This window comes from Herbaspirillum sp. meg3, from assembly GCF_002257565.1.
Taxonomy (GTDB): Bacteria; Pseudomonadota; Gammaproteobacteria; order Burkholderiales; family Burkholderiaceae_D; genus Herbaspirillum.
The window spans coordinates 2,867,458-2,886,712 of record NZ_CP022736.1 but is presented as its reverse complement, the minus strand read 5'-3'; the positions used below and the strand labels follow the sequence as shown (position 1 = coordinate 2,886,712).

13 protein-coding genes are annotated in these 19,255 nt (G+C 56.8%); 6 read left to right on the top strand and 7 right to left on the bottom strand.

Annotation, left to right across the window (positions count from 1 at the left end):
• Window positions 1-37: 37 nt before the first annotated feature.
• Entirely contained in the window at window positions 38-1,087 is a 1,050-nt protein-coding gene (locus hmeg3_RS12885) for an NADP(H)-dependent aldo-keto reductase (protein ID WP_094564072.1), read from the bottom strand.
• A 109-nt stretch (window positions 1,088-1,196) separates the two neighbouring features.
• Between hmeg3_RS12885 and hmeg3_RS12880 the strand changes: the two genes are divergently transcribed.
• Window positions 1,197-2,429, top strand: a complete 1,233-nt coding sequence (locus tag hmeg3_RS12880) for an MFS transporter (RefSeq protein ID WP_094564071.1) — start codon at window positions 1,197-1,199, stop codon at window positions 2,427-2,429.
• A 52-nt stretch (window positions 2,430-2,481) separates the two neighbouring features.
• Here hmeg3_RS12880 and hmeg3_RS12875 read toward each other — a convergent pair whose 3' ends face one another.
• The 3 genes from hmeg3_RS12875 to hmeg3_RS12865 all read right to left on the bottom strand — a co-directional run bounded on the left by hmeg3_RS12875 (window position 2,482) and on the right by hmeg3_RS12865 (window position 8,099).
• Entirely contained in the window at window positions 2,482-3,054 is a 573-nt protein-coding gene (locus tag hmeg3_RS12875) for a hypothetical protein (protein ID WP_094564070.1), read from the bottom strand.
• Window positions 3,055-3,206: 152 nt separating this feature from the next.
• Window positions 3,207-4,796 (bottom strand): ABC transporter substrate-binding protein, encoded by a 1,590-nt coding sequence (locus hmeg3_RS12870; RefSeq protein WP_094564069.1) that lies wholly within the window; start codon window positions 4,794-4,796, stop codon window positions 3,207-3,209.
• Between the two features lie 285 nt (window positions 4,797-5,081).
• Window positions 5,082-8,099: an EAL domain-containing protein gene (locus hmeg3_RS12865; protein WP_369828820.1), complete on the bottom strand. Its 3,018-nt coding sequence runs from the start codon at window positions 8,097-8,099 to the stop codon at window positions 5,082-5,084.
• A 610-nt stretch (window positions 8,100-8,709) separates the two neighbouring features.
• Between hmeg3_RS12865 and hmeg3_RS12860 the strand changes: the two genes are divergently transcribed.
• Together hmeg3_RS12860 and fghA are read left to right on the top strand one after the other, a co-directional pair.
• The gene (locus tag hmeg3_RS12860) at window positions 8,710-9,816 is read left to right on the top strand and encodes an S-(hydroxymethyl)glutathione dehydrogenase/class III alcohol dehydrogenase (RefSeq protein ID WP_094564068.1); all 1,107 of its coding nucleotides are present in this window, start codon (window positions 8,710-8,712) and stop codon (window positions 9,814-9,816) included.
• Between the two features lies 1 nt (window position 9,817).
• On the top strand, window positions 9,818-10,666 hold the full coding sequence (gene fghA, locus hmeg3_RS12855) for an S-formylglutathione hydrolase (RefSeq protein WP_094564067.1): 849 nt from the start codon (window positions 9,818-9,820) through the stop codon (window positions 10,664-10,666).
• 94 nt (window positions 10,667-10,760) lie between these two features.
• Here the strand turns inward: fghA and hmeg3_RS12850 are convergent, their stop codons facing one another.
• The 3 genes from hmeg3_RS12850 to hmeg3_RS12840 form a co-directional block, all read right to left on the bottom strand.
• Entirely contained in the window at window positions 10,761-12,326 is a 1,566-nt protein-coding gene (locus hmeg3_RS12850; RefSeq protein WP_094564066.1) for a DHA2 family efflux MFS transporter permease subunit, read from the bottom strand.
• A 15-nt stretch (window positions 12,327-12,341) separates the two neighbouring features.
• A complete protein-coding gene (locus tag hmeg3_RS12845) occupies window positions 12,342-13,538 on the bottom strand; it encodes an HlyD family efflux transporter periplasmic adaptor subunit (RefSeq protein WP_094564065.1) in 1,197 nt (398 codons plus the stop codon).
• A 132-nt stretch (window positions 13,539-13,670) separates the two neighbouring features.
• Window positions 13,671-15,167: an efflux transporter outer membrane subunit gene (locus tag hmeg3_RS12840; RefSeq protein WP_094564064.1), complete on the bottom strand. Its 1,497-nt coding sequence runs from the start codon at window positions 15,165-15,167 to the stop codon at window positions 13,671-13,673.
• A gap of 253 nt (window positions 15,168-15,420) precedes the next feature.
• Between hmeg3_RS12840 and hmeg3_RS12835 the strand changes: the two genes are divergently transcribed.
• The 3 genes from hmeg3_RS12835 to hmeg3_RS12825 all read left to right on the top strand — a co-directional run bounded on the left by hmeg3_RS12835 (window position 15,421) and on the right by hmeg3_RS12825 (window position 19,206).
• Window positions 15,421-16,047 carry a TetR/AcrR family transcriptional regulator gene (locus hmeg3_RS12835; protein ID WP_094564063.1) on the top strand — a complete coding sequence of 209 codons (627 nt, stop codon included), beginning with the start codon at window positions 15,421-15,423 and terminating at the stop codon, window positions 16,045-16,047.
• A gap of 121 nt (window positions 16,048-16,168) precedes the next feature.
• Entirely contained in the window at window positions 16,169-16,777 is a 609-nt protein-coding gene (locus hmeg3_RS12830) for a methylamine utilization protein (protein ID WP_094566315.1), read from the top strand.
• Between the two features lie 44 nt (window positions 16,778-16,821).
• Window positions 16,822-19,206, top strand: coding sequence for a bifunctional diguanylate cyclase/phosphodiesterase (locus hmeg3_RS12825; RefSeq protein WP_094564062.1), 2,385 nt, complete (start codon window positions 16,822-16,824; stop codon window positions 19,204-19,206).
• The last annotated feature ends 49 nt before the right edge of the window (window positions 19,207-19,255 follow it).

Genomic DNA, 19,255 nt, shown 5'->3' with positions numbered 1-19,255 from the left:
TGTATACCGGTGGGCTTTTTGTTTTACTTGCCGTGGATCAGGGGGCAGGATTCGGCTGCGTCTTGTGGATCGCGTCGATCTGTTCCATGATTTCCGGCGGCAGCTGTACCGACAGGCTGTCGATGTTGCTGCGCAGTTGATCCATAGTGGTCGCGCCGATGATGTTGGATGTGACAAAAGGACGGCTGTTGACATAAGCCAGCGCCATCTGTGCCGGATCAATGCCATGCTTGCGCGCGAGCGCGACATAGGCTTTGGTCGCGGATTCGGCTTGCGGGTTGGTGTAGCGCGTGAAACGTTCGAACAGGGTCAGGCGACCGGCGGCAGGGCGCGCGCCGTTTTCGTATTTGCCGGACAGCATGCCGAAAGCCAGTGGCGAGTAGGCCAGCAAGCCGACCTGTTCGCGATGGGCGAACTCAGCCAAGTTGATTTCGAAACCGCGATTGAGCAGGTTGTACGGATTCTGGATCGTGACGATACGTTCCAGGTCGAACTTCTCTGCGGCGCGCAGGAATTGTGCAACGCCCCACGAGGTTTCATTGGACAGGCCGATATGGCGAATCTTGCCGGCTTTGACGAACTCGGACAGGATGCGCAGTGTTTCATCGATGGCGACGGTATCTTCGTTGGCAATATGCGAATAGTTGAGTTGACCAAAGCTGTTGACGCTGCGATCCGGCCAGTGCAACTGGTACAGATCGACATGGTCCAGTTGCAGGCGTTCCAGGCTGCCGTTGAGTGCCTCTGTCAGACCTTTGCGGTCGAAGTTATTGATGCCGCCGCGGATATGGCGTGGGTTGTGGGGCTTGCGTGCGGGGCCGGTAGCCTTGGTAGCGATCAGCAATTGGTCGCGCTTGCCGGATTTCTTGAGCCAGGTGCCGAGATAGCGTTCGCTCAGGCCCTGGGTTTCGGCCTTGGGCGGAACCGGGTACATTTCAGCGACGTCGATCAGGTTGATACCGCGCTCGGTGGCGTAGTCAAGCTGCGAGTGCGCTTCGGCCTCGGTGTTTTGTTCGCCCCAGGTCATGGTGCCGAGTGTGATCAGGCTGACGTTGATATTGGTGCGGCCAAGAGGGCGGTATTGCATGGGTGAATCCTTTCGGAAGGCTGACAGACGGCGTGCGGGAAATAAAGTAGTATATCCGCGCGTGAAACTTCGCGCAGCGCCGCTCACCGCATAAGAATATTCCCCGCCAATGACTGCCTCCATCGCTCCGGAACAACTGCTACACCATCGCTCTTTTTGTTTGTTCTGGCTGGCCAGCGTCGCCTCGACAATTGCCCTGCAAATGCAAATTGTCGCCGTGGGGTGGCAAGTCTATCAATTGACGCACAGCGCTTTTGATCTCGGTATTGTCGGGCTGGTGCAGTTCATTCCTTCGCTGTTTCTGGTGTTCATCGTCGGCCATGTCGCCGACCGTCATGATCGTCGCCAGGTGGCGCGTTTCAGCATTCTGGTGGAAGCCATTGCTGCCGGTCTTCTTGCTGCAGGCAGTATCGGCGGCTGGCTGAACAAGGAGGCGATTTTTGCGATCGTTTTCGTGATCGGTGCTGGCAGGGCGTTCAGCAAGCCGACAATGTCGGCCATGTTGCCGACGTTGATGCCGCCATCCCTGTTGCCGCGTGCTGTTGCCGGGTCAGCATCGGCGACGCAGGTGGCAATCATCGTTGGGCCGGCGCTGGGCGGTTTTCTGTATGTGGCAGGGCCATCCGTAGTGTACATCACCAGTTGTGGCATGTTCATCCTTTGCAGTGTGCTGGTGTCGCTGATCAAGGTTGAGACGCCACCCTCAAAACGCGAAAATGCGACGCTCAAATCGGTGTTTGCCGGCATCGCCTACATTCGCAGCAAGCCGGCGATATTTGGCGCGATTTCGCTCGATCTGTTTGCCGTGTTGCTGGGCGGTGCCACGGCGTTATTGCCGGTATATGCTCAGGATATTCTGCATACTAATTCTGTCGGCCTTGGCTTGTTGCGTTCCGCGCCTGCGGTAGGCGCTTTGTCGGTGGCGCTTTTTCTGGCCCGCAATCCGCTGAGAGGGCGTATCGGCCGTACCATGTTCATCGCCGTTGCCATTTTTGGTTTTGCGACGATTGTGTTCGGCTTGTCGCATTCCTTTGTGGTGTCGTTGCTGGCGCTGGTGGTGCTGGGCGCTTCCGACATGATCAGTGTGGTGGTGCGATCGACTTTCGTGCAGTTGGAGACACCGGATGAAATGCGCGGCCGCGTGAGTGCGGTGAATTCGGTATTCATCGGGACGTCAAATCAGCTGGGGGAATTTGAATCCGGACTCACGGCGGCATGGTTTGGCGCGATACCTGCCGTGCTGATCGGCGGCATCGGCACGCTGGTGGTAGTGGCATTGTGGATACGCTTTTTTCCGCAGCTTTACCATGTCGACAGGCTCGCGCCCGTCGACAAAAAATAAGGTACAAAACCTTATGCGCTCAACCCAATGTTGAGCTGGCAGACTTAATACTTCAGGGTTCTGGATCCTGATTGGCGAGGTGGATACGAATATTCGGTAGTGTGCCGCCTTCTGCTGAAAACACCACTGGACAATTGACGATCAGGTTGGTCTTTTCAATGCTGACCTGACCGGCTTCTTCCGCCGCCAGTACTTCTTCTTCCGATTTCAGGACACGCGGCTGTTTTCCTGGCAGCCAGCTGACCTTGTGCACTTGCCATAGCGGCGAATAATTGACGTTCTCGTTGTTTGCACCGGTCGGCGAAGGCAGCGACGGCAACACGCCACCTTGTTTGAAATTCACAAACGAATAGATACGCTCGACAGCACCCGGTTGCCCTGGCTGGCGCTGCTGATTGATGGCATTGGCCAGTCGCGGCACATAGTTGGCGCCCATCTCGGCCGCAGCCTTCTTATCGGACACGTCGGTGGTGACATAGCGCACGACCTTGCCGTCGTACCAGCCGGAGATCAGGGGGAGTTCCACGATGTCACCAGTCTGTTGTGCCTGTGCGGCGTGGATAGTCGACAGGCCGGTGCAGAGCAGGAGTGAGGAGAGCACCGTGGAGAAGAGGCTTTTTTTCATTTTGATACTTTCGGTCAGTCAATCGGCAAAGTGGCGCAAGTCGGAAAATAATCATTGGTCGCTATTCCGATCAGGATATTACAGCGACCAAGAAAAAAGGCCTGCGGCAAAATGCCGGCAGGCCTTTATAACGTCGTGAAGCGAATACTGCGTTATTGCGGATGGAACTGATGTGCGAAGGTGAATTCGTCAATACGTGGGGTGTACTTGATGCCCTTGCGCACGGCCCATGTTGCGTACTGATGATGCAGTGGGATCACGGCATAGTCAGTCAGTGCCACGGTTGCCGCCTGCTTGGCGAATTCCTGACGCTGCTTTTCATCCACGGATGCCAGCGAGGATTGCACCAGTTTGTCGACTTGTGGATTGCTGTACTTACCCCAGTTCCACGAACCCCAGCCTGTGCTTGCATCGGTCGTTCCGACCAGTGTACGCAGGCCGAAGTCGCCTGCCAGTGTACCCCAGCCCAGCAGGGAAACGCTGAAGTCGCCATTGCGTGCTTTACCGAAGTAGACCGACAGCGGGAAGGTTTCGACCTTGGTCTGGATGCCGACGCGGCTCAGGAATTGCGCGACAGTTTGCACGACGCGTTCATCGTTGATGTAGCGGTTGTTCGGGCCATGCAGCGTCAGCGCAAAACCGTTTGGATAGCCGGCAGCCGCCAGCAGCTTCTTGGCGCCTTCAGGATCATATTTTTCGACCTTCAGGTTGTCGGCATAACCGAGGATGCCCGGTGCGACGATATTCGATGCCGGTGTGCCGAGGCCTTCCAGTGTGCGTTCGGTAAGCGCCTGACGGTTGATCGCCTTGGAGATCGCCTGGCGAACACGGATGTCCTTGAGCGGGTTCTTGTCCAATGGCTTGCCGGACTTGTCGGTAATATCAGGCGTCTTGTCGCGGGACTGATCCAGTGTCCAGAAAATCGTGCGCCACGAGGTACGTTGCACCAGTTCGAACTTTGGATTGGTCTTCAGCTTCGGCACGTCTGCCGGCGGCACACTGTCGATGGCATCGACTTCGCCTGCCAGCAACGCGGCCAGGCGCGCGCCGTCGGAGGTCAGGATACGGAAGGTGACTTTGTCCCAGTCGGCCTTGCCGCCCCAATAGCTGTCGTTACGCACCAGTTCAATGCTGTCGCCGCGCTTGAAGCTGCCGAACTTGAACGGACCGGTACCGATCAATGCCTTGCCGCTGTTGAAGTCTTCAGTGGTCGCGTTTTGCGCCGCCTTCTTTGAGACGATGAAAATGGTGCTTACGTCCAGCGCCAGCGGGCCGTAGGGTGTCGCTGTTTTCAGGCGCACGGTGTACGGATCGACGATTTCTTTAGCGACGATCTGCTTGGTATAGCTGGTGAACGGGCCGGGGCTGTTGGTCAGCGTGGCGGGGCGATCCAGCGAGAAGACGACATCTTCCGCGGTGAAATCGGAACCGTCATGAAACTTGACGCCGCGGCGCAGTTTGAATTCCCAGGTGGTCGGATCAATGGCTTTCCACGATACGGCGAGACCGGGGATCAGTTTGCCGGTGGCATCGACATTGACCAGCGCGTCAAACAGGTGCGACGACAACGAGATGTTCGGGGCGATGTTATTGAAATGGGGATCCAGTGTGGACACGTCGGCGAACAGACCGATCTTGAGTTCGGCGGCTGCCGCGGAATGCGCAGTCAGAGGTAGCGCGACGGTGGCGGCGATACCGCTGAAGGCCAGGCTGAGCAATTTTTTCTTGAAAGACAATGCCATCACAACTCCCTGTAAAAATGATGTAAATCAGGCGCTTATTCTAAGAGTACTTGTTGATTCAGGTGCAACAATATTCCTATTTGCTTATGCAAGGGCCTGCTAACAATCAATTTGCGAGATGCGTTTCAGCCTTGCCAGCGCGCTTTCTGGCTGAAACCCTCTGGGAACGGCTGCAGGCATCGCCTGCCGCGCGTTTGCATTCGCAAATTGGTTGTTAGCAGGCCCTCGAATGCATGACATTGGCAATGTACATGCAATAAGAGTTTTATGCAGAGAGTACCGAAATTACAGTTTAGGTTGCGCGTGTTGCTGCAGCATCTGTACAAAGGCCGCGTGCGGTATCGGCCGGCTGAAGAAATAGCCCTGATATTCATCCGAGCCGAATACTTGCAAGGCTTTCAACTGTACCTCTGTTTCCACCCCTTCAGTGACTACCTTGAGGTTGAGTGCATGGGCCATGGCAATGATGGCCTGGACGATGGCGCTTCCGTTGGCGTCGTGCGGGATGTCAGTGATAAAGGATCTGTCGATCTTGACATTGTCTACCGGGAAACGCTTCAGATAGGCGAGTGAGGAATAGCCGGTGCCGAAGTCGTCGATGGAAATCGTGAAGCCCAGGGCGCGGATACCATCCATGATGGCGATGGCTTGCTCGCGATTGTGCATCACCATGCTCTCGGTGATTTCGAATTCCAGACTTGCTGAAGACACGCCGCGCGCTTGCACCACCCGTTGAATATCGGCCAGCAGATTGTCGTCGTTGAACTGGCTGCCGGCGAGATTGATGGCGATACGGCCAAATGCCAGGCCAAGTTTGTTCAGCGAGTCGATGTCGACACAAGCGCGGTCCAGCACTTGCAAGCCAATCTGATCGATCAGTCCTGCTTCTTCCGCCAGCCCGATGAACTCGCCCGGCGGCAGCAGACCGCGTACCGGATGCTGCCAGCGCACTAACGCTTCGGCGCCGACGATGCGCGAACTCTTTAGGTCGACCTTGGGCTGATAGTGGACGACGAACTCCTTGCGCTCGATGGCACGGCGCAGTTCGGTTTCAAGTGCAATGCGTTCGATGGTGTGGGTATTGACTTCATCTGAATAGAAGCGGTAATCGTCCTTGCCTTTGTGCTTGGCGCGATACATGGCGATGTCGGCATGCTTGATCAACGTCTGCGCGTTGGGGCCATCGGTCGGATAAGTGGCGATGCCGATACTGGTGCTGAGTTGGCATTCGTGACCGCTGATGTCGAAGGGCTTGCGTGCTTCGGTCAGGAGCTTTTGTGCGATTTCGCCGAGTTGCAGCGGGTCTTCGTAGTCGTCGATCAGCACGATGAATTCGTCGCCGCCGACGCGCGCCAGGATGTCGAGTTCACGCAGGCAATTGCGGAAGCGGATGGCGATTTCGCGCAACAAGGCTTCGCCCGTTTCATGGCCGAAGGTATCGTTGATGTTTTTGAAGCGATCCAGATCCATCAGGAATACCGCAACCTGTCCACCGCGATGTTCCGCGTGCGCGATGGCATTGCTGATGTGTTGTGTGCACAGGAAGCGATTCGGCAAGCCGGTCAGTTCGTCGTAGTGGGCCAGATGGCGGATACGTTCTTCGGCCTTGCGGCTTTCGATGGCGACGCTGGCCAGATCGGCAACTACACCGGCCAGATGCATATATTCGCTGGCCGGAAGACCATGCTCTTTGAGCAGCGCGGAAAATACCCCCAGCACCTGGCCTTCTTTGCCGATGATGGGCCAGGAGCCGCAGGATGGGAATTCTTCCAGATTGATGAATTGCCTTGCATTCTCCATGACCGGGTCGGTCAGGATATCGCCGACGACGTATGGCATGCGCGTGATGACTGCCTCGCTGCTTGCGCCGTTGCCGTGCGCGATTGGCATGCTCAGATAGCCGACGCGCATGCGTTCCGACAAGCGGGACGTAAAGATCGCAGCGAAGTGCGAGGCTTCGTCGTTGAGCATCAGGATGGAGCAGACGCTTTGCGGAATCTGCGAATCGGCAAACTGCACGATTTCTTTGAGGATGTCTTCCAGATCGGCATCGGTCATGACCAGATGCAGGATGCGGTTTTGTGTTGTCTGCAGCAGTTCGGCACGTTTGCGTGCGCTGATATCGCGCAGGATTGCAAAGATGGCGTAGCCCTTGTCCAGTTCGGTACGGTTGATGGTGACGTCGGTGTAGATGATTTTGTGGCGCCGTATCGTGACCCATTCAAATTGTTGCGGTTCGCCGGCAATGGCTTTCTCGATGAGCGCCGTAATATCCGGCTGCTGCAATTGAAGCGCACTTTGGCGCGAGAACAGACCGACTTTTTTGCCGATGATGCGTTGCTTGTCCGCGACTCCGAAGAATCTGACCGCCGCCGCGTTGCAGTCAATGTAAAGCATGTCCTGGCTGATCAGCACGATAGGGTCGTTGCCGTCGTCGTAGAGCTGCCGGTAGCGGTGCTCGCTTTCGGTCAGCGCGTCGTCCAGTTTTTGCTTGTAGTTGTAATAGATGATGAACGCGACCAGTGCCAGCAGGATGAATCCGCTGATGCCGACCGACAGAAGGATACGGTTAAGCGTGCGGCTCTTCCAGGGCATGAGCACATCGTCCATGCGGCGCGAATACACGGCCACCATCGGCGAATCTGGAATTTTCTTGTAAGTGAACAGAAGATATTCGCCGCTCAATATGGAATGCTCCGCGAATGCACCTTCATCAGCGCCGTTGCGGATGTTGATCATGCTCTTGGCGTCGCGCAGGCTCCTGTCAATCCAGGTCGGTTCGAACGGCGAGCGGATCATCAGCGAACCGTCGAGCTTGCGCAACGAGACGATGGCCTTGTAATTGGTGATGCGCTTGTAAAAATCGAAGAAGTAATTGACTTTGAGTTCGGCGACGATAATGCCGACATGCTGGCCACGTATGTACAGGTTGCGCGCAATCGGCAGGATCAGTTCCTGGGTACTGGGACTCTTCATGAGTTGCCCGACGAAGTAGCCCGGTTTGGCAGGATTGGCATCGACCTGGCGCAATTGCAGATCGGTGAGCTCGATTTCGGTAGCGCCCACGCGTGACGAGCTGGCACGGCTGACGCCGGTCAGATCGACAAAACGCAGCACTTGCACAGGAGGCAAGACTTGTTTTTCGCGCACCAGCAATTGGTACAGGGCAACGTCGTCTTCGAGGATATGCTGGTCGGCGATCTGAATGGAAATCGCCGCAGAGTTCAGCATGCGGTCGACGTCGACGAGGATCCTCTCGGCGTGTTCTTCTACGCTGCGTACGGCAACCATCGAACTGCTCATTTCCGAGTCGATGGTTAACTGACGATCCTGCCGGACTTCCCACCATGTCTGGGCACTGATGACCGCGATAACGAATGCGACGAAGAAAAACAGAGTCCGCAGTGTGCTGCTTGCTCTTCCTGTCTTTTTCCCTTTTCCCATGTGGCGATAGTCAATTCTGTTGCGTCGGCCAACCATTCAGAACATCTGATTCCTTCGCGCTGTTCTTTTTGCCTTGCGAAGGGCGCTTGCAAGTCCGTAACAAATTTTGTTTCTTCTATGAATTGCTTGCTATGGGATCAACCATACCGTATGCAATGCTCTTTGTCATTAATCTGACAAATTAACAATTCGGATTGTATTCACCGGGGGAAAGTTCGCTCCTATTCATAGGATAAAAGAGGCTTACGGGGATTGATAAAGAAATTCACAGATCAGATGAGAGCGCTTCTCTTTTGCGCCTGCGAATTCTTTGTGGCAATGCGATAATACGGCCCTTCAAGCAGCTTTCAACAAAGATCCGACCAGTTAACCGCGCCGCCCGGCAAAGCACAGGCGTAACAGAAGGCGGTTTCGGGCGGGCAGGCGTGCACAAATTCTCGTATTTCCATCAACAGATCAAAGGACAGAAATGAAAACCAAAGCAGCAGTCGCCTGGCAAGCAGGCAAGCCATTGACCATTGAGGAAGTCGAACTGGGAGGCCCGAAGGCCGGCGAAGTGCTGGTCGAAATCAAGGCAACCGGGATTTGCCATACGGATTATTACACGCTGTCGGGCGCCGATCCGGAAGGCATCTTTCCTGCCATTCTCGGTCATGAAGGTGCTGGCGTGGTGGTTGACGTCGGTCCCGGCGTCAAGAGCCTGAAGAAGGATGATCACGTCATTCCGCTATACACGCCGGAATGCCGCGAGTGCAAATTCTGCCTCTCGCAAAAGACTAACTTGTGTCAGGCGATCCGTTCGACCCAGGGGCGCGGACTGATGCCGGATGCGACCAGCCGGTTTTCGCTGGACGGCAAGCCGCTGTTCCATTACATGGGCACATCGACGTTTTCCAATTACATCGTGGTGCCGGAAATCGCGCTGGCTAAAATCCGTGAAGATGCCCCGTTTGACAAGGTTTGCTATATCGGTTGCGGCGTGACCACCGGCGTTGGCGCCGTGCTGTTTACTGCCAAAGTGGAAGCAGGCGCCAACGTCGTCGTGTTCGGCCTGGGCGGGATCGGTCTGAACGTGATCCAGGCCGCCAAGATGGTTGGCGCCAACAAGATTATCGGCGTTGATCTGAATCCTGGCCGTGAAGCCATGGCGCGCAAGTTCGGCATGACCCATTTCATCAATCCCAAGGAGGTACCGAACGTGGTTGATGCCATCATCGGCCTGACCGATGGCGGCGCAGACTACAGCTTCGAATGTATCGGCAATACCACCACCATGCGTCAATCGCTGGAGTGCTGTCACAAGGGCTGGGGCCAGTCGATCATCATCGGCGTGGCAGCAGCAGGGCAGGAAATCAGCACCCGCCCGTTCCAGCTGGTGACCGGTCGCGTCTGGAAGGGCTCGGCGTTCGGCGGCGCACGCGGCCGTACCGATGTGCCGAAGATCGTCGACTGGTACATGGAAGGCAAGCTCAACATTGACGACCTGATCACGCACAAGCTGCCGCTGGAGCGTATCAATGAAGGGTTCGACCTGATGAAGAGCGGCGAGTCGATCCGTTCCGTCGTCGAGTTCTGAGATGGCGCTGGAACTCTTGAGCGAGCACGGCTGCTTCGGCGGCATGCAGGGCTTCTACAAACATGACTCGCGAGAGATCGGCCTGCCGATGCGCTTCTCGGTGTTTGTGCCGCCGCAAGCCAAGCAAGGACCGGTGCCGGTCTTGTTCTATCTCGCCGGTCTGACCTGTACCGAAGAGACCTTCATGATCAAAGGCGGTGCGCAGCGTGTCGCGGCCGAACTGGGTGTCATGCTGGTGGCGCCGGATACCAGCCCGCGCGGTGCCGGTATCCCCGGTGAAAGCGACTCCTGGGATTTCGGCGTCGGCGCCGGGTTCTATCTGGATGCAACGCAAGAACCCTGGGACAAGCATTACCGCATGGGTTCGTATGTGGCGCAGGAGTTGTTGCAACTGGTATTGGCGGAGTTTCCTGCAGATGTGGCGCGCGTCGGCATCTTCGGACACTCCATGGGTGGCCATGGTGCGTTGACGCTGGCGTTACGCCATCGCGATGTCTATCGTTCGGTATCGGCTTTCGCGCCGATTGCGGCGCCGTCGCAATGTCCGTGGGGAGAAAAGGCGTTCGGCAATTATCTCGGCAGCGACAGGGCTGCATGGCTGCAATACGATGCCAGCGCACTGATGGAGCAGCTGCAGACGCCGTTCCCGCAAGGGATCCTGATTGATCAGGGACTCGGCGACAAATTCCTGGAGCAGCAGTTGTTGCCTCAGGCGTTTGAAGCTGCCTGCGCGCAGGCGAAGCAACCGCTGACCTTGCGCCGGCACGAGGGCTATGACCACGGCTATTACTTCATCTCTACCTTCATGGAAGATCACTTGCGGTTTCATCACCGCATTTTGTCGGCCTGAACAAACTGTCGAAGCTGTCCGCTGTAATAAAAAAGCGCTCGTTCTTATCAGGAACGAGCGCTTTTTCATTGGGTACGCAGATCAGTGTGCCGCGCTAGTGCGCCGCTGCTGCTGCTTCGGCACCGGCACTGCCCTTGGCCGGCTTGATGATCCAGATCACGGGGATGATCACGATAAAGATCACTGCCGACAGCCAGAAGATGTCGTTGATGCCGATCATCGCCGCCTGCGCATTCAGATTGCGTTCGATCAGGCCGGTCGCCTGCTCGGTGCTCATGCCGAAATTGCCGGTGAGATTGCTGAACATCTGTTGCAATGCCGTGCTGTAAGGCGTCGCATGTTCCGTCAGCTGCGCATGATGGACGATGGTGCGGTTGTTCCAGGCTGTCGTCGCCACCGAAGTACCGATCGCGCCGCAGAACACACGCACGAAGCTCGACAGACCGGCGGCGGCGGGGATGCGTTCCGGCGGCAAACCGGACAGCAGCAACACCGTCAGCGGCACGAAGAACATCGCCGTCGGAATACCTTGCAGCAGCGTCGGCAGGATAACGGTCCATTGATCGACTTCAAGGGTGTAACGCGACCGCAGCCAGAACACCAGTGCGAAACAGACAAAGGAAGCCGTCGCCACTTTACGGGCATCCACGCGCGGCAGGAACTTGCCGATCAGCGGCATCAGGATCACGGCAAAGATCCCGAGCGGTGCGGTCGATAAACCGGAGTCGATCGCCCGATAGCCGAGATATTGCTGCAGCCACTGCGGCAACAGCACCAGATTGCCGAAGAACACGCCGTAGCCGATGGAGATCGCCACCGTACCGCCGAAGAAGTTACGCCTGCCGAACAGGCGCAAATCCACCACCGGGTGATCGTTGTTCAGCTCCCAGATCACGAAGTAGGCAAAGGCCACTGCGGCAATGATGCCCAGCGTCACAATGGTCGGCGAGGCGAACCAGTCGAGATCCTTGCCTTTATCCAGCATGATCTGAAACGCCGCCACCCACGTGATCAGCAACAGCAGGCCGATGGTGTCGATCGGCAGCTTGTGCGTAGGACTCTCGCGATCTTTGTAGATCGCTATCGTCATGCCCGCAGCCAGCAAGCCCACCGGGATGTTGATGTAAAAGATCCACGGCCACGTATAGGCATCGGTAATCCAGCCGCCCAGTGCGGGGCCTGCTACGGGAGCGACCACCGCAGTCATGCCCCATAGCGCAAGGGCAAATGAAGCCTTGGATTTGGGGTAGGCCCCCAGCAGCAGCGACTGCGACAACGGTACCATCGGACCTGCGACCAGGCCTTGCAAGACACGTGCTGCCAGCAAAATCGGCAGTGTCGGCGCCAGGCCGCAGAGCCACGAGGCCAGCACGAACAACAGTACAGACGTCACGAACAGACGCACGGCGCCGATACGTTGCGTCAGCCAGCCGGTCAGCGGAATCGAGATCGCATTCGCCGCCGCAAAGGAGGTAATGACCCAGGTTCCCTCATCGATCGAGACGCCGAGGTTGCCCGAAATGGTCGGGATCGCCACGTTCGCAATCGATGAATCGAGTACGTTCATGAACACCGCCAGCGACACGCACAAGGTGCCGAGCACCAGCTTGCCACCGGTCAGCGGTGGCGGCGGTGTGTAGGTTTGAGGACTGCTCGCCATGGAGGATGCGTCCGATCAGGTGTGAGGAATGACGATGGCAGCCTTTTTGCGCGCCGCTACCGGCAAGCCGCTGGCGTTGTCGCTGATGATGCGGTCGACGATGTCATCGGCTTGCTTGCCCAGGTCGCTGTAGACGTTGGTCTGATAATTGGTGGCGGTTGCTTCGAGCGCCTTGCCGTCGCCGCGAATGTTCACGGTGGCGGTGGTCGACAGGCCGACGCGCAGTGGATGTGCTTGCACTTCTTGCGGGTCGAGTGCAATCCGCACCGGTACGCGCTGGACAACCTTGATCCAGTTACCGGTGGCGTTTTGCGCCGGCAGCAGCGAGAAAGCGCCGCCGGTGCCGGCCGAGAAGCCGATCACTGTGCCTTTGTATTTGACGGCGGAACCGTAGATGTCAGCGACGACTTCAACCGGCTGGCCGATGCGGATGTGCTTCAACTGGCCTTCCTTGAAGTTGGCGTCGATCCAGATCTGTTCCAGGGGCACGATTGCCATCAGCGGGCTGCCGGCGGCGATGCGCTGGCCGAGCTGGACGGAGCGCTTGGACACAAAACCGGATACCGGTGCAACGATGTTGACGCGGGCATAGTTCAGATAAGCGTTACGCACTTGTGTCGCTGCCTGCAGCACGTTCGGATGTTCCGTCACGCTGGTGTGGTCGGTCAACGCGCGATTGGCCGCCAGGCTGGCGCGAGCCTGCTCCAGCGATGCGTTGGCGTTCTTGACGGCATCTTGAGCGTGCGACAGATCTTCTTGCGAAACAGCACCGGAAGCGATGCCGGCCTGACGGCGTTGCAAGTCGTCGCGGGCGCGTGCCAGATTGGTTTCCGCTGCGGTGACATTGGCCGACAAGGTGTCGTTGTTCAGGAAAGTCTGGCGTGTCTGACGCACAGCCTGCGCCAATGCGGCTTCGGCTTGCGCCAGAGCGAGCTTGGTATCGGCGGCATCAAGGGCCACCAGTTGCTGTCCGGCTTTGACGATTTGCGTGTCATCCGCCTTGATGGCGGTGACGGTGCCGCCGACCTGGGCGGAAATCTGGATGACATTGCCGCCGACATAGGCGTCGTCGGTCTCTTCGTAGAAGCGGGCGACCAGGAACCAGTACAGGCCGAACGCGATGGCAACCAGGATAATGACCAGCGTCAACAGCAGCAACTGGCGCTTGCGTTTGCCATTACCGTTGCCGTTTTGTGGAAGGGCTTCACTCATGAATTACTCCGTGTATTTCTTGATTTTGTCTGGGAGGTGCAACCGGTCATGCTCATTCAGTTTTGCTCGCGATTCATCGGAGTTCATCTGAAGGCCGGCTGCTCCACGCTTGGAACAATTTTGTTAATAAATTTATTGGGGCTTTGCGGTACCTGCTGCCGACGGTGCAATCGCCAGTCCGGCTTGCTGCGCGTCAAATCCACCGCCCAGCGCCTTGAACAAACCGATTTGCTGGTTACGGCGGCTTGCTTCCAGATTGATCAGCGCTTGTTGCTGGCCGAGCAGGGCAGTTTCCGCATTCAGTACAACCAGCTGCGAAGCCAGACCGATCCGATAGCGTTCTTTGGCCAGGTCGTAAGCGCGTTGCGTCGACGCCAATGCTTCACGGCGGATCGGCAACTGCTGATCGATAGACCGGATGCCGGTAATCTGCTTGGCGACATCGCCGTAGGCATCGTTCAACGTCTGGTTATATGACGCCACTGCCATGTCGTAAGCAGCGTACGAACCTTTCAGGTTGGCGCGCAATGCACCACCTTCAAAGATCGGCAGGCTGATGGCAGGGCCGTAGGCGATGCTCTTGCTGGCCGCGGTGAACGGATTGGCGTTCAGCAGCGAATCAAAGCCGATCATTGCCGACAGATTGATATCTGGATAAAAGCGTGCCTTGGCGACATCAATATCCTTGCTGCTGGCTTCGACCTGCCAACGCGCGGCGACGATGTCGGGGCGACGTCCCAGCAGGTTCAACGGCAAGGCCGATGGCAACGCGGGGGTAGTCAGCGTCGTCATGCGTGGTGCGGTGATTTGCAGGCCGCGATCGGGGCCCTTGCCCATCAATACGCCGAGCTGTTGGCGCGTGAGTGTGATCTGACCTTCGCTTTGCACCAGTTGTGCACGCGCATCGGCGCTGCTGCCTTGCGACTGGCTGCGTTCGATTTGCGTATCGAGACCGGTTTTGACGCGGTCGGCGGTAATTTTTTGCAAAGATTCACGCTGCGTGACGGTACGTTGCAAAATGTCATGCAGGGCGTATTCGGTAGCGAGCTGGTTGTAAGCCGATGCAATCGAGCTGGTGATGACCAGGCGGGTTTCCTGCGCGCTGGCTTCGGCCGCTTTTTTCTGCGAGACCGCTTGTTCGAGCGCTGCGTGGTTCTTGCCCCAGACATCCAGTTCGTAACCCAGACTCAGGAAAGCCTTCTTTTCGTTGTACCAGCTGCCGCCGTATGGGGCAGGGTAAATCGTGGTTTCCGGGAACAGGTTGCGGGTGAACGATGCTTCGGCGTCGACGGTCGGCAACAACGGCGCGCCTTTGCTGTCAGCCAGTGCGCTGGCGGAAGCGATGCGGGCCTGTGCTTGCTGCAGGCTTGGATTGTTTTCCATGGCTTCTGCAATCAGGGCTACCAGCTGCGGGTCGCCAAATTGCTCCACCCAGTTGGTGGTCGGCCATTGCCCCTGGCCCTGGCCGGACAAGCTGCGCTCGACGGCATAGTCGCCGGGTTGCGCCATGTGTTTATCGCTGTTGATACCACTGAAGCTGGCGCAGCCGGACAGGCCCAGCATGCCGATCGTCAGGGTACACAAAGCGATCACCCGCAAACGCAGTGCGGGCGATGAGGCGGATTTCATGTAGTTCTCCAAGGTGATTTTTTGTTGCGATATCCGGGTCAGAACAGGTGATGCGTTTATTGATGCCTGATGCTGTTATTGCGTCTTTTCGTTGAATTTGTCGCCGACGTTGCTGTGATCTGCCGATGTGTTGGAGAAAGCTTAGAGAGGGCGTCTCGCCGAAGCTCTTTGCAGACTGGCGAGTAAAAACTCATCTTTTGTATTATACTCGCATATACGAACATTAGCTCATGTTGTAAATTGGAATAAAAAAATGAAACTGCAGCCAAGGAAAGAACCCCGCCAGGCACGCTCCAAAGCCATGGTCGACACAATTCTCGACGCCATGGCGCGCGTGCTGGTCGAACGTGGTTATGCCAAGACCAATACCAATCTGGTGGCAGAAGCCGCCGGCATCAGCGTTGGCTCTCTGTATCAGTATTTTCCCAACAAGGACGCGTTGATTTTTGCACTGCGTGAGCGCCATGTCGCACGTATGCTGCATCTGTTCGAAGAAGTCGTGGCGAAGATGGATGAGTCAGGCAGTCTGGAAAGCGATTTCGAGGCGCTGATCGAGGCGCTCGTCGCCGCGCATCTGGTCGAGCCTGAGCTCAATCGCATCCTGGAAGAGGAATTTCCTTCTTTTCACCTCCCGGTTTCTAACCATGTACGCCAGCGTTTTTTCGAGGCGATCAAGGGTGTCTTGACCAAGCATCGCAAGGCCATCACCTCGCCGGATGTCGATGTGGCGGCCTTTGTTGTGCAACGCATGTTGAAGGCACTCGTCAATGCGGTAGTATTGATTGCGCCACCGGGACTCAATGCTGCGCATGTGCGATCCGAAATTGTTCCAGCTGTTGTTGGTTATTTAACTGCGCAAAGGTCAAATTTGATTGCATAATGAGCCTCGCTCATTAAACATTCATAAAAATCCAGAATGAGCGGGTCGGCAGGAGTCTCTGCCCAATTTTCGATTCATTCAGATCATGCGTTTATCGTTCGTTCAAGAGCATGCCTGCCGCATGCTCAAGGCAGCAATCGTCCTGACGTTGTCGGCAGCGTCCATGCACGCGGTGGCGGCCACCGTTACCGTGCAGGTGCTTGATGTGGCGGGAACGCCGGTGCCCAATGCCGTCGTCTACGCCGAACCGACCGGGGGACAGACCGTTGCCAAGTCGCTCAAGCAGGCCGAAATTGAGCAAAAAGACATCAAATTCTTCCCTCTGGTCAGTGTTGTGCAAGTCGGGACACCCGTGTTGTTCCCGAATCATGACAAGGTCCGCCATCACGTTTATTCGTTTTCCTCCGCAAAAACATTTGAGTTGAAGCTATATTCCGGTGTGCCGACAAGTCCCATCGTTTTCGATAAAGTTGGTACAGTTGTTCTGGGGTGCAATATCCACGATCAGATGGTGGCGTATCTGCAGGTGGTGAACACGCCTTATTTTGCTAAAACCGACATGTCCGGCCATGCCAAGCTGGAAGGGCTGACCAACGGTAAATATGCCTTGAAAGCCTGGTACTTCAAGATGGCACCGAACGAGGCGGCAATGGAGCAGCCGCTTAACTACCAGGGCGCAGACATGGCCGCGTCGGTGAAACTGGCTGTCAAGGCCGTGCCGGTACAGTAAGCAGCAAGTAAACACAGATAGAGATAAAAGGGGATACATTCAAAGTGCGTTGGCATCGTCTAGAAAACCGCATCGTCGCGCTGTTCATCGTCCTGATTCTGCTGGTGCAACTGGCGGGTTTTGTGGCCATTCGCAAAGCCATTGATGAAAACGCCCGTGCCTCGATTCGCGACGAACTGATCATCGGCGAGCGTGTGTTTTTACGGTTGCTGGAACAGAATGCAGACAAACTGACCCAGGGAGCGCGCCTGCTGGCATCGGATTTCGGCTTTCGCCAGGCCATCGGCACCGATGACCGCGGCACGATTACCTCTGTGCTGGAAAACCATGGCGCCCGCATCGGCGCAACCTTGTCGATGCTGATCGGCACAGATCAGCAGATCAAGGCTTCCACACAAGCTTATCCCAGCGCAGACCTGCAGCGTAGCGCACTGGAGCTGGTGACCAAGGGGGCGGATACCAATGGTGCGTCGGAGACAGTGATCGTTGACGACAGTCTGTTCCAGATCGTGGCCGTACCGGTACGAGCGCCGGTCGTCATCGGCTGGATCGTGATGGGCTTTCCGGTAGATCAGAAACTGATCTCTGACATGCGCGCCTTGTCGTCGCTGCAAGTCAGCGTCATGGTCAGTACACGTGGTGGCCAGTGGCAGCAGGATGTGTCGACCTTGCCGAAAGAAGAATCCGGCATGCTGATGCGTCAGTTGCCGCAAAAGCAGGACAACAGTTCTTTCATTCCTCAACTCACCATCGGCGATAACGATTACAGCGCACGCCTGCTGGTGCTGGCCAAGGGATCGTCCAATCAAAGTGCTGTCGCGGTATTGCAGCGCTCGATCAGTGAGGCGGTCGCACCATACCGGCGTCTGCAGCTGATTCTGCTGACCATCAGCGTGATCGGCGTGGTCATGGCGATCTTTGCCAGTGCTTTCGTGGCGCGTCGCATCACCAGCCCTTTGCGGTCATTGGCGGACATCGCCAAGCGACTGGGTGCAGGCGACTATCGCGCCCGGATTGAAATCAAGGGCGGTGACGAGATCGGCAAACTGGCAGATGCTTTTGAGAGCATGCGTACCGGCATCGCCAACCGCGAACTCGAAATCAGACGCCTGGCGTATTGGGATCCGCTGACCGATTTGCCCAATCGCGTGCAGTTTGCAACCTTGCTGAATTCTGCCATTGAGCGCGCCAAGGCCAGCAACGGGCAGTGCCATATTTTGATGATGGATCTGGACCGTTTCCAGCACGTCAACGACGTGCTGGGTCACAGTTTTGGCGACAGCTTGTTGCGCGAAGTCGGCCGTCGTCTTGAGCAGCAACTGGAGCGCGAAAACGATAAAGTCGCCCGTCTCGGCGGTGACGAGTACGCCATCTTGCTGCCGGCCACAGATGTAACTGAAGCGATCCGCCAGGCCAAGCGCATTTTGCAGTCCTTGGAAATGCCGATCTCCATCGGCGACCAGACCGTCGATCTGGGCGCTGGTATCGGTATATCCGGTTATCCTGAAAACGGGCAGAACAGCGATACGCTGCTCAGCAGCGCCGAAGTCGCGATGTACGTTGCCAAGCGACGCGGCAGCGGCTTTACCGTCTACGATCCGTCCATCGACAAGAGCAGCCAGGAAAGTCTGAGCCTCTTGAGTGAGCTGCGCCGCGCGCTTGATCGCAATGAATTCCTCCTGTATGCCCAACCCAAGGTGGAACTGGCCACAGGTAAGGTGGTTGGCGCTGAAGCGCTGGTGCGTTGGGTACATCCGGAAAAGGGCTTCATCGGCCCGGATAACTTCATTCCGTTTGCAGAGACTACCGGTTTCATTCGCATGCTGACGTCCTGGATGTTGAACAGGACGGCAATCCTGTGCGCCGAGCTGCAGAAGAAGGGCATCACACTGAAATTTTCGGTCAATTTGTCGACGCGCGACTTGCTCGATCAGGATTTGCCGACGCATTTCGCCGATATCCTGACGCGTAATCAATTGTCGCCGTCGTCAATGTGCCTTGAGATTACCGAGAGCGCGATCATGGATGATCCGATACGTGCGCAACTGACGCTGGAGCGTTTGCACGGCATGGGCGTGGAGCTGGCGATTGATGATTTCGGCACAGGGTATTCGTCGCTGGCTTATCTGAAGCGTTTGCCGGTGGACGAGCTGAAAATCGATAAATCCTTCGTCATGAACATGGAGCATGACGCCGATGACGCCAAGATCGTTAAATCGACCATCGATCTCGGCCACAACCTCGGCCTGCGCGTTGTCGCGGAAGGACTCGAGACGCTTGCCGTCTGGCATCTGCTCAAGCAGATGGGCTGCGATCAGGCGCAGGGATATTACATGAGCAAGCCGATGCCGGGAGACCGCTTTATCGAGTGGCTGGAGCAATGGAAAGCCCCGGAAATGCCTGGCCAGTCGGAAAATATGGCGATATGATTTGCTCAACAGCAAGTCGTGCCACCAGGGGGGAACATGACAGACAAGC

Coding starts and splice junctions, on each gene's coding strand:
- hmeg3_RS12880 (WP_094564071.1), top strand. CDS start 1,197: ATGACTGCCTCCATCGCTCCGGAACAACTGCTACACCATCGCTCTTTT.
- fghA (WP_094564067.1), top strand. CDS start 9,818: ATGGCGCTGGAACTCTTGAGCGAGCACGGCTGCTTCGGCGGCATGCAG.
- hmeg3_RS12870 (WP_094564069.1), bottom strand. CDS start 4,796: ATGGCATTGTCTTTCAAGAAAAAATTGCTCAGCCTGGCCTTCAGCGGT.
- hmeg3_RS12840 (WP_094564064.1), bottom strand. CDS start 15,167: ATGAAATCCGCCTCATCGCCCGCACTGCGTTTGCGGGTGATCGCTTTG.
- hmeg3_RS12850 (WP_094564066.1), bottom strand. CDS start 12,326: ATGGCGAGCAGTCCTCAAACCTACACACCGCCGCCACCGCTGACCGGT.
- hmeg3_RS12875 (WP_094564070.1), bottom strand. CDS start 3,054: ATGAAAAAAAGCCTCTTCTCCACGGTGCTCTCCTCACTCCTGCTCTGC.
- hmeg3_RS12865 (WP_369828820.1), bottom strand. CDS start 8,099: ATGAGCAGTTCGATGGTTGCCGTACGCAGCGTAGAAGAACACGCCGAG.
- hmeg3_RS12885 (WP_094564072.1), bottom strand. CDS start 1,087: ATGCAATACCGCCCTCTTGGCCGCACCAATATCAACGTCAGCCTGATC.
- hmeg3_RS12860 (WP_094564068.1), top strand. CDS start 8,710: ATGAAAACCAAAGCAGCAGTCGCCTGGCAAGCAGGCAAGCCATTGACC.
- hmeg3_RS12845 (WP_094564065.1), bottom strand. CDS start 13,538: ATGAGTGAAGCCCTTCCACAAAACGGCAACGGTAATGGCAAACGCAAG.
- hmeg3_RS12830 (WP_094566315.1), top strand. CDS start 16,169: ATGCTCAAGGCAGCAATCGTCCTGACGTTGTCGGCAGCGTCCATGCAC.
- hmeg3_RS12835 (WP_094564063.1), top strand. CDS start 15,421: ATGAAACTGCAGCCAAGGAAAGAACCCCGCCAGGCACGCTCCAAAGCC.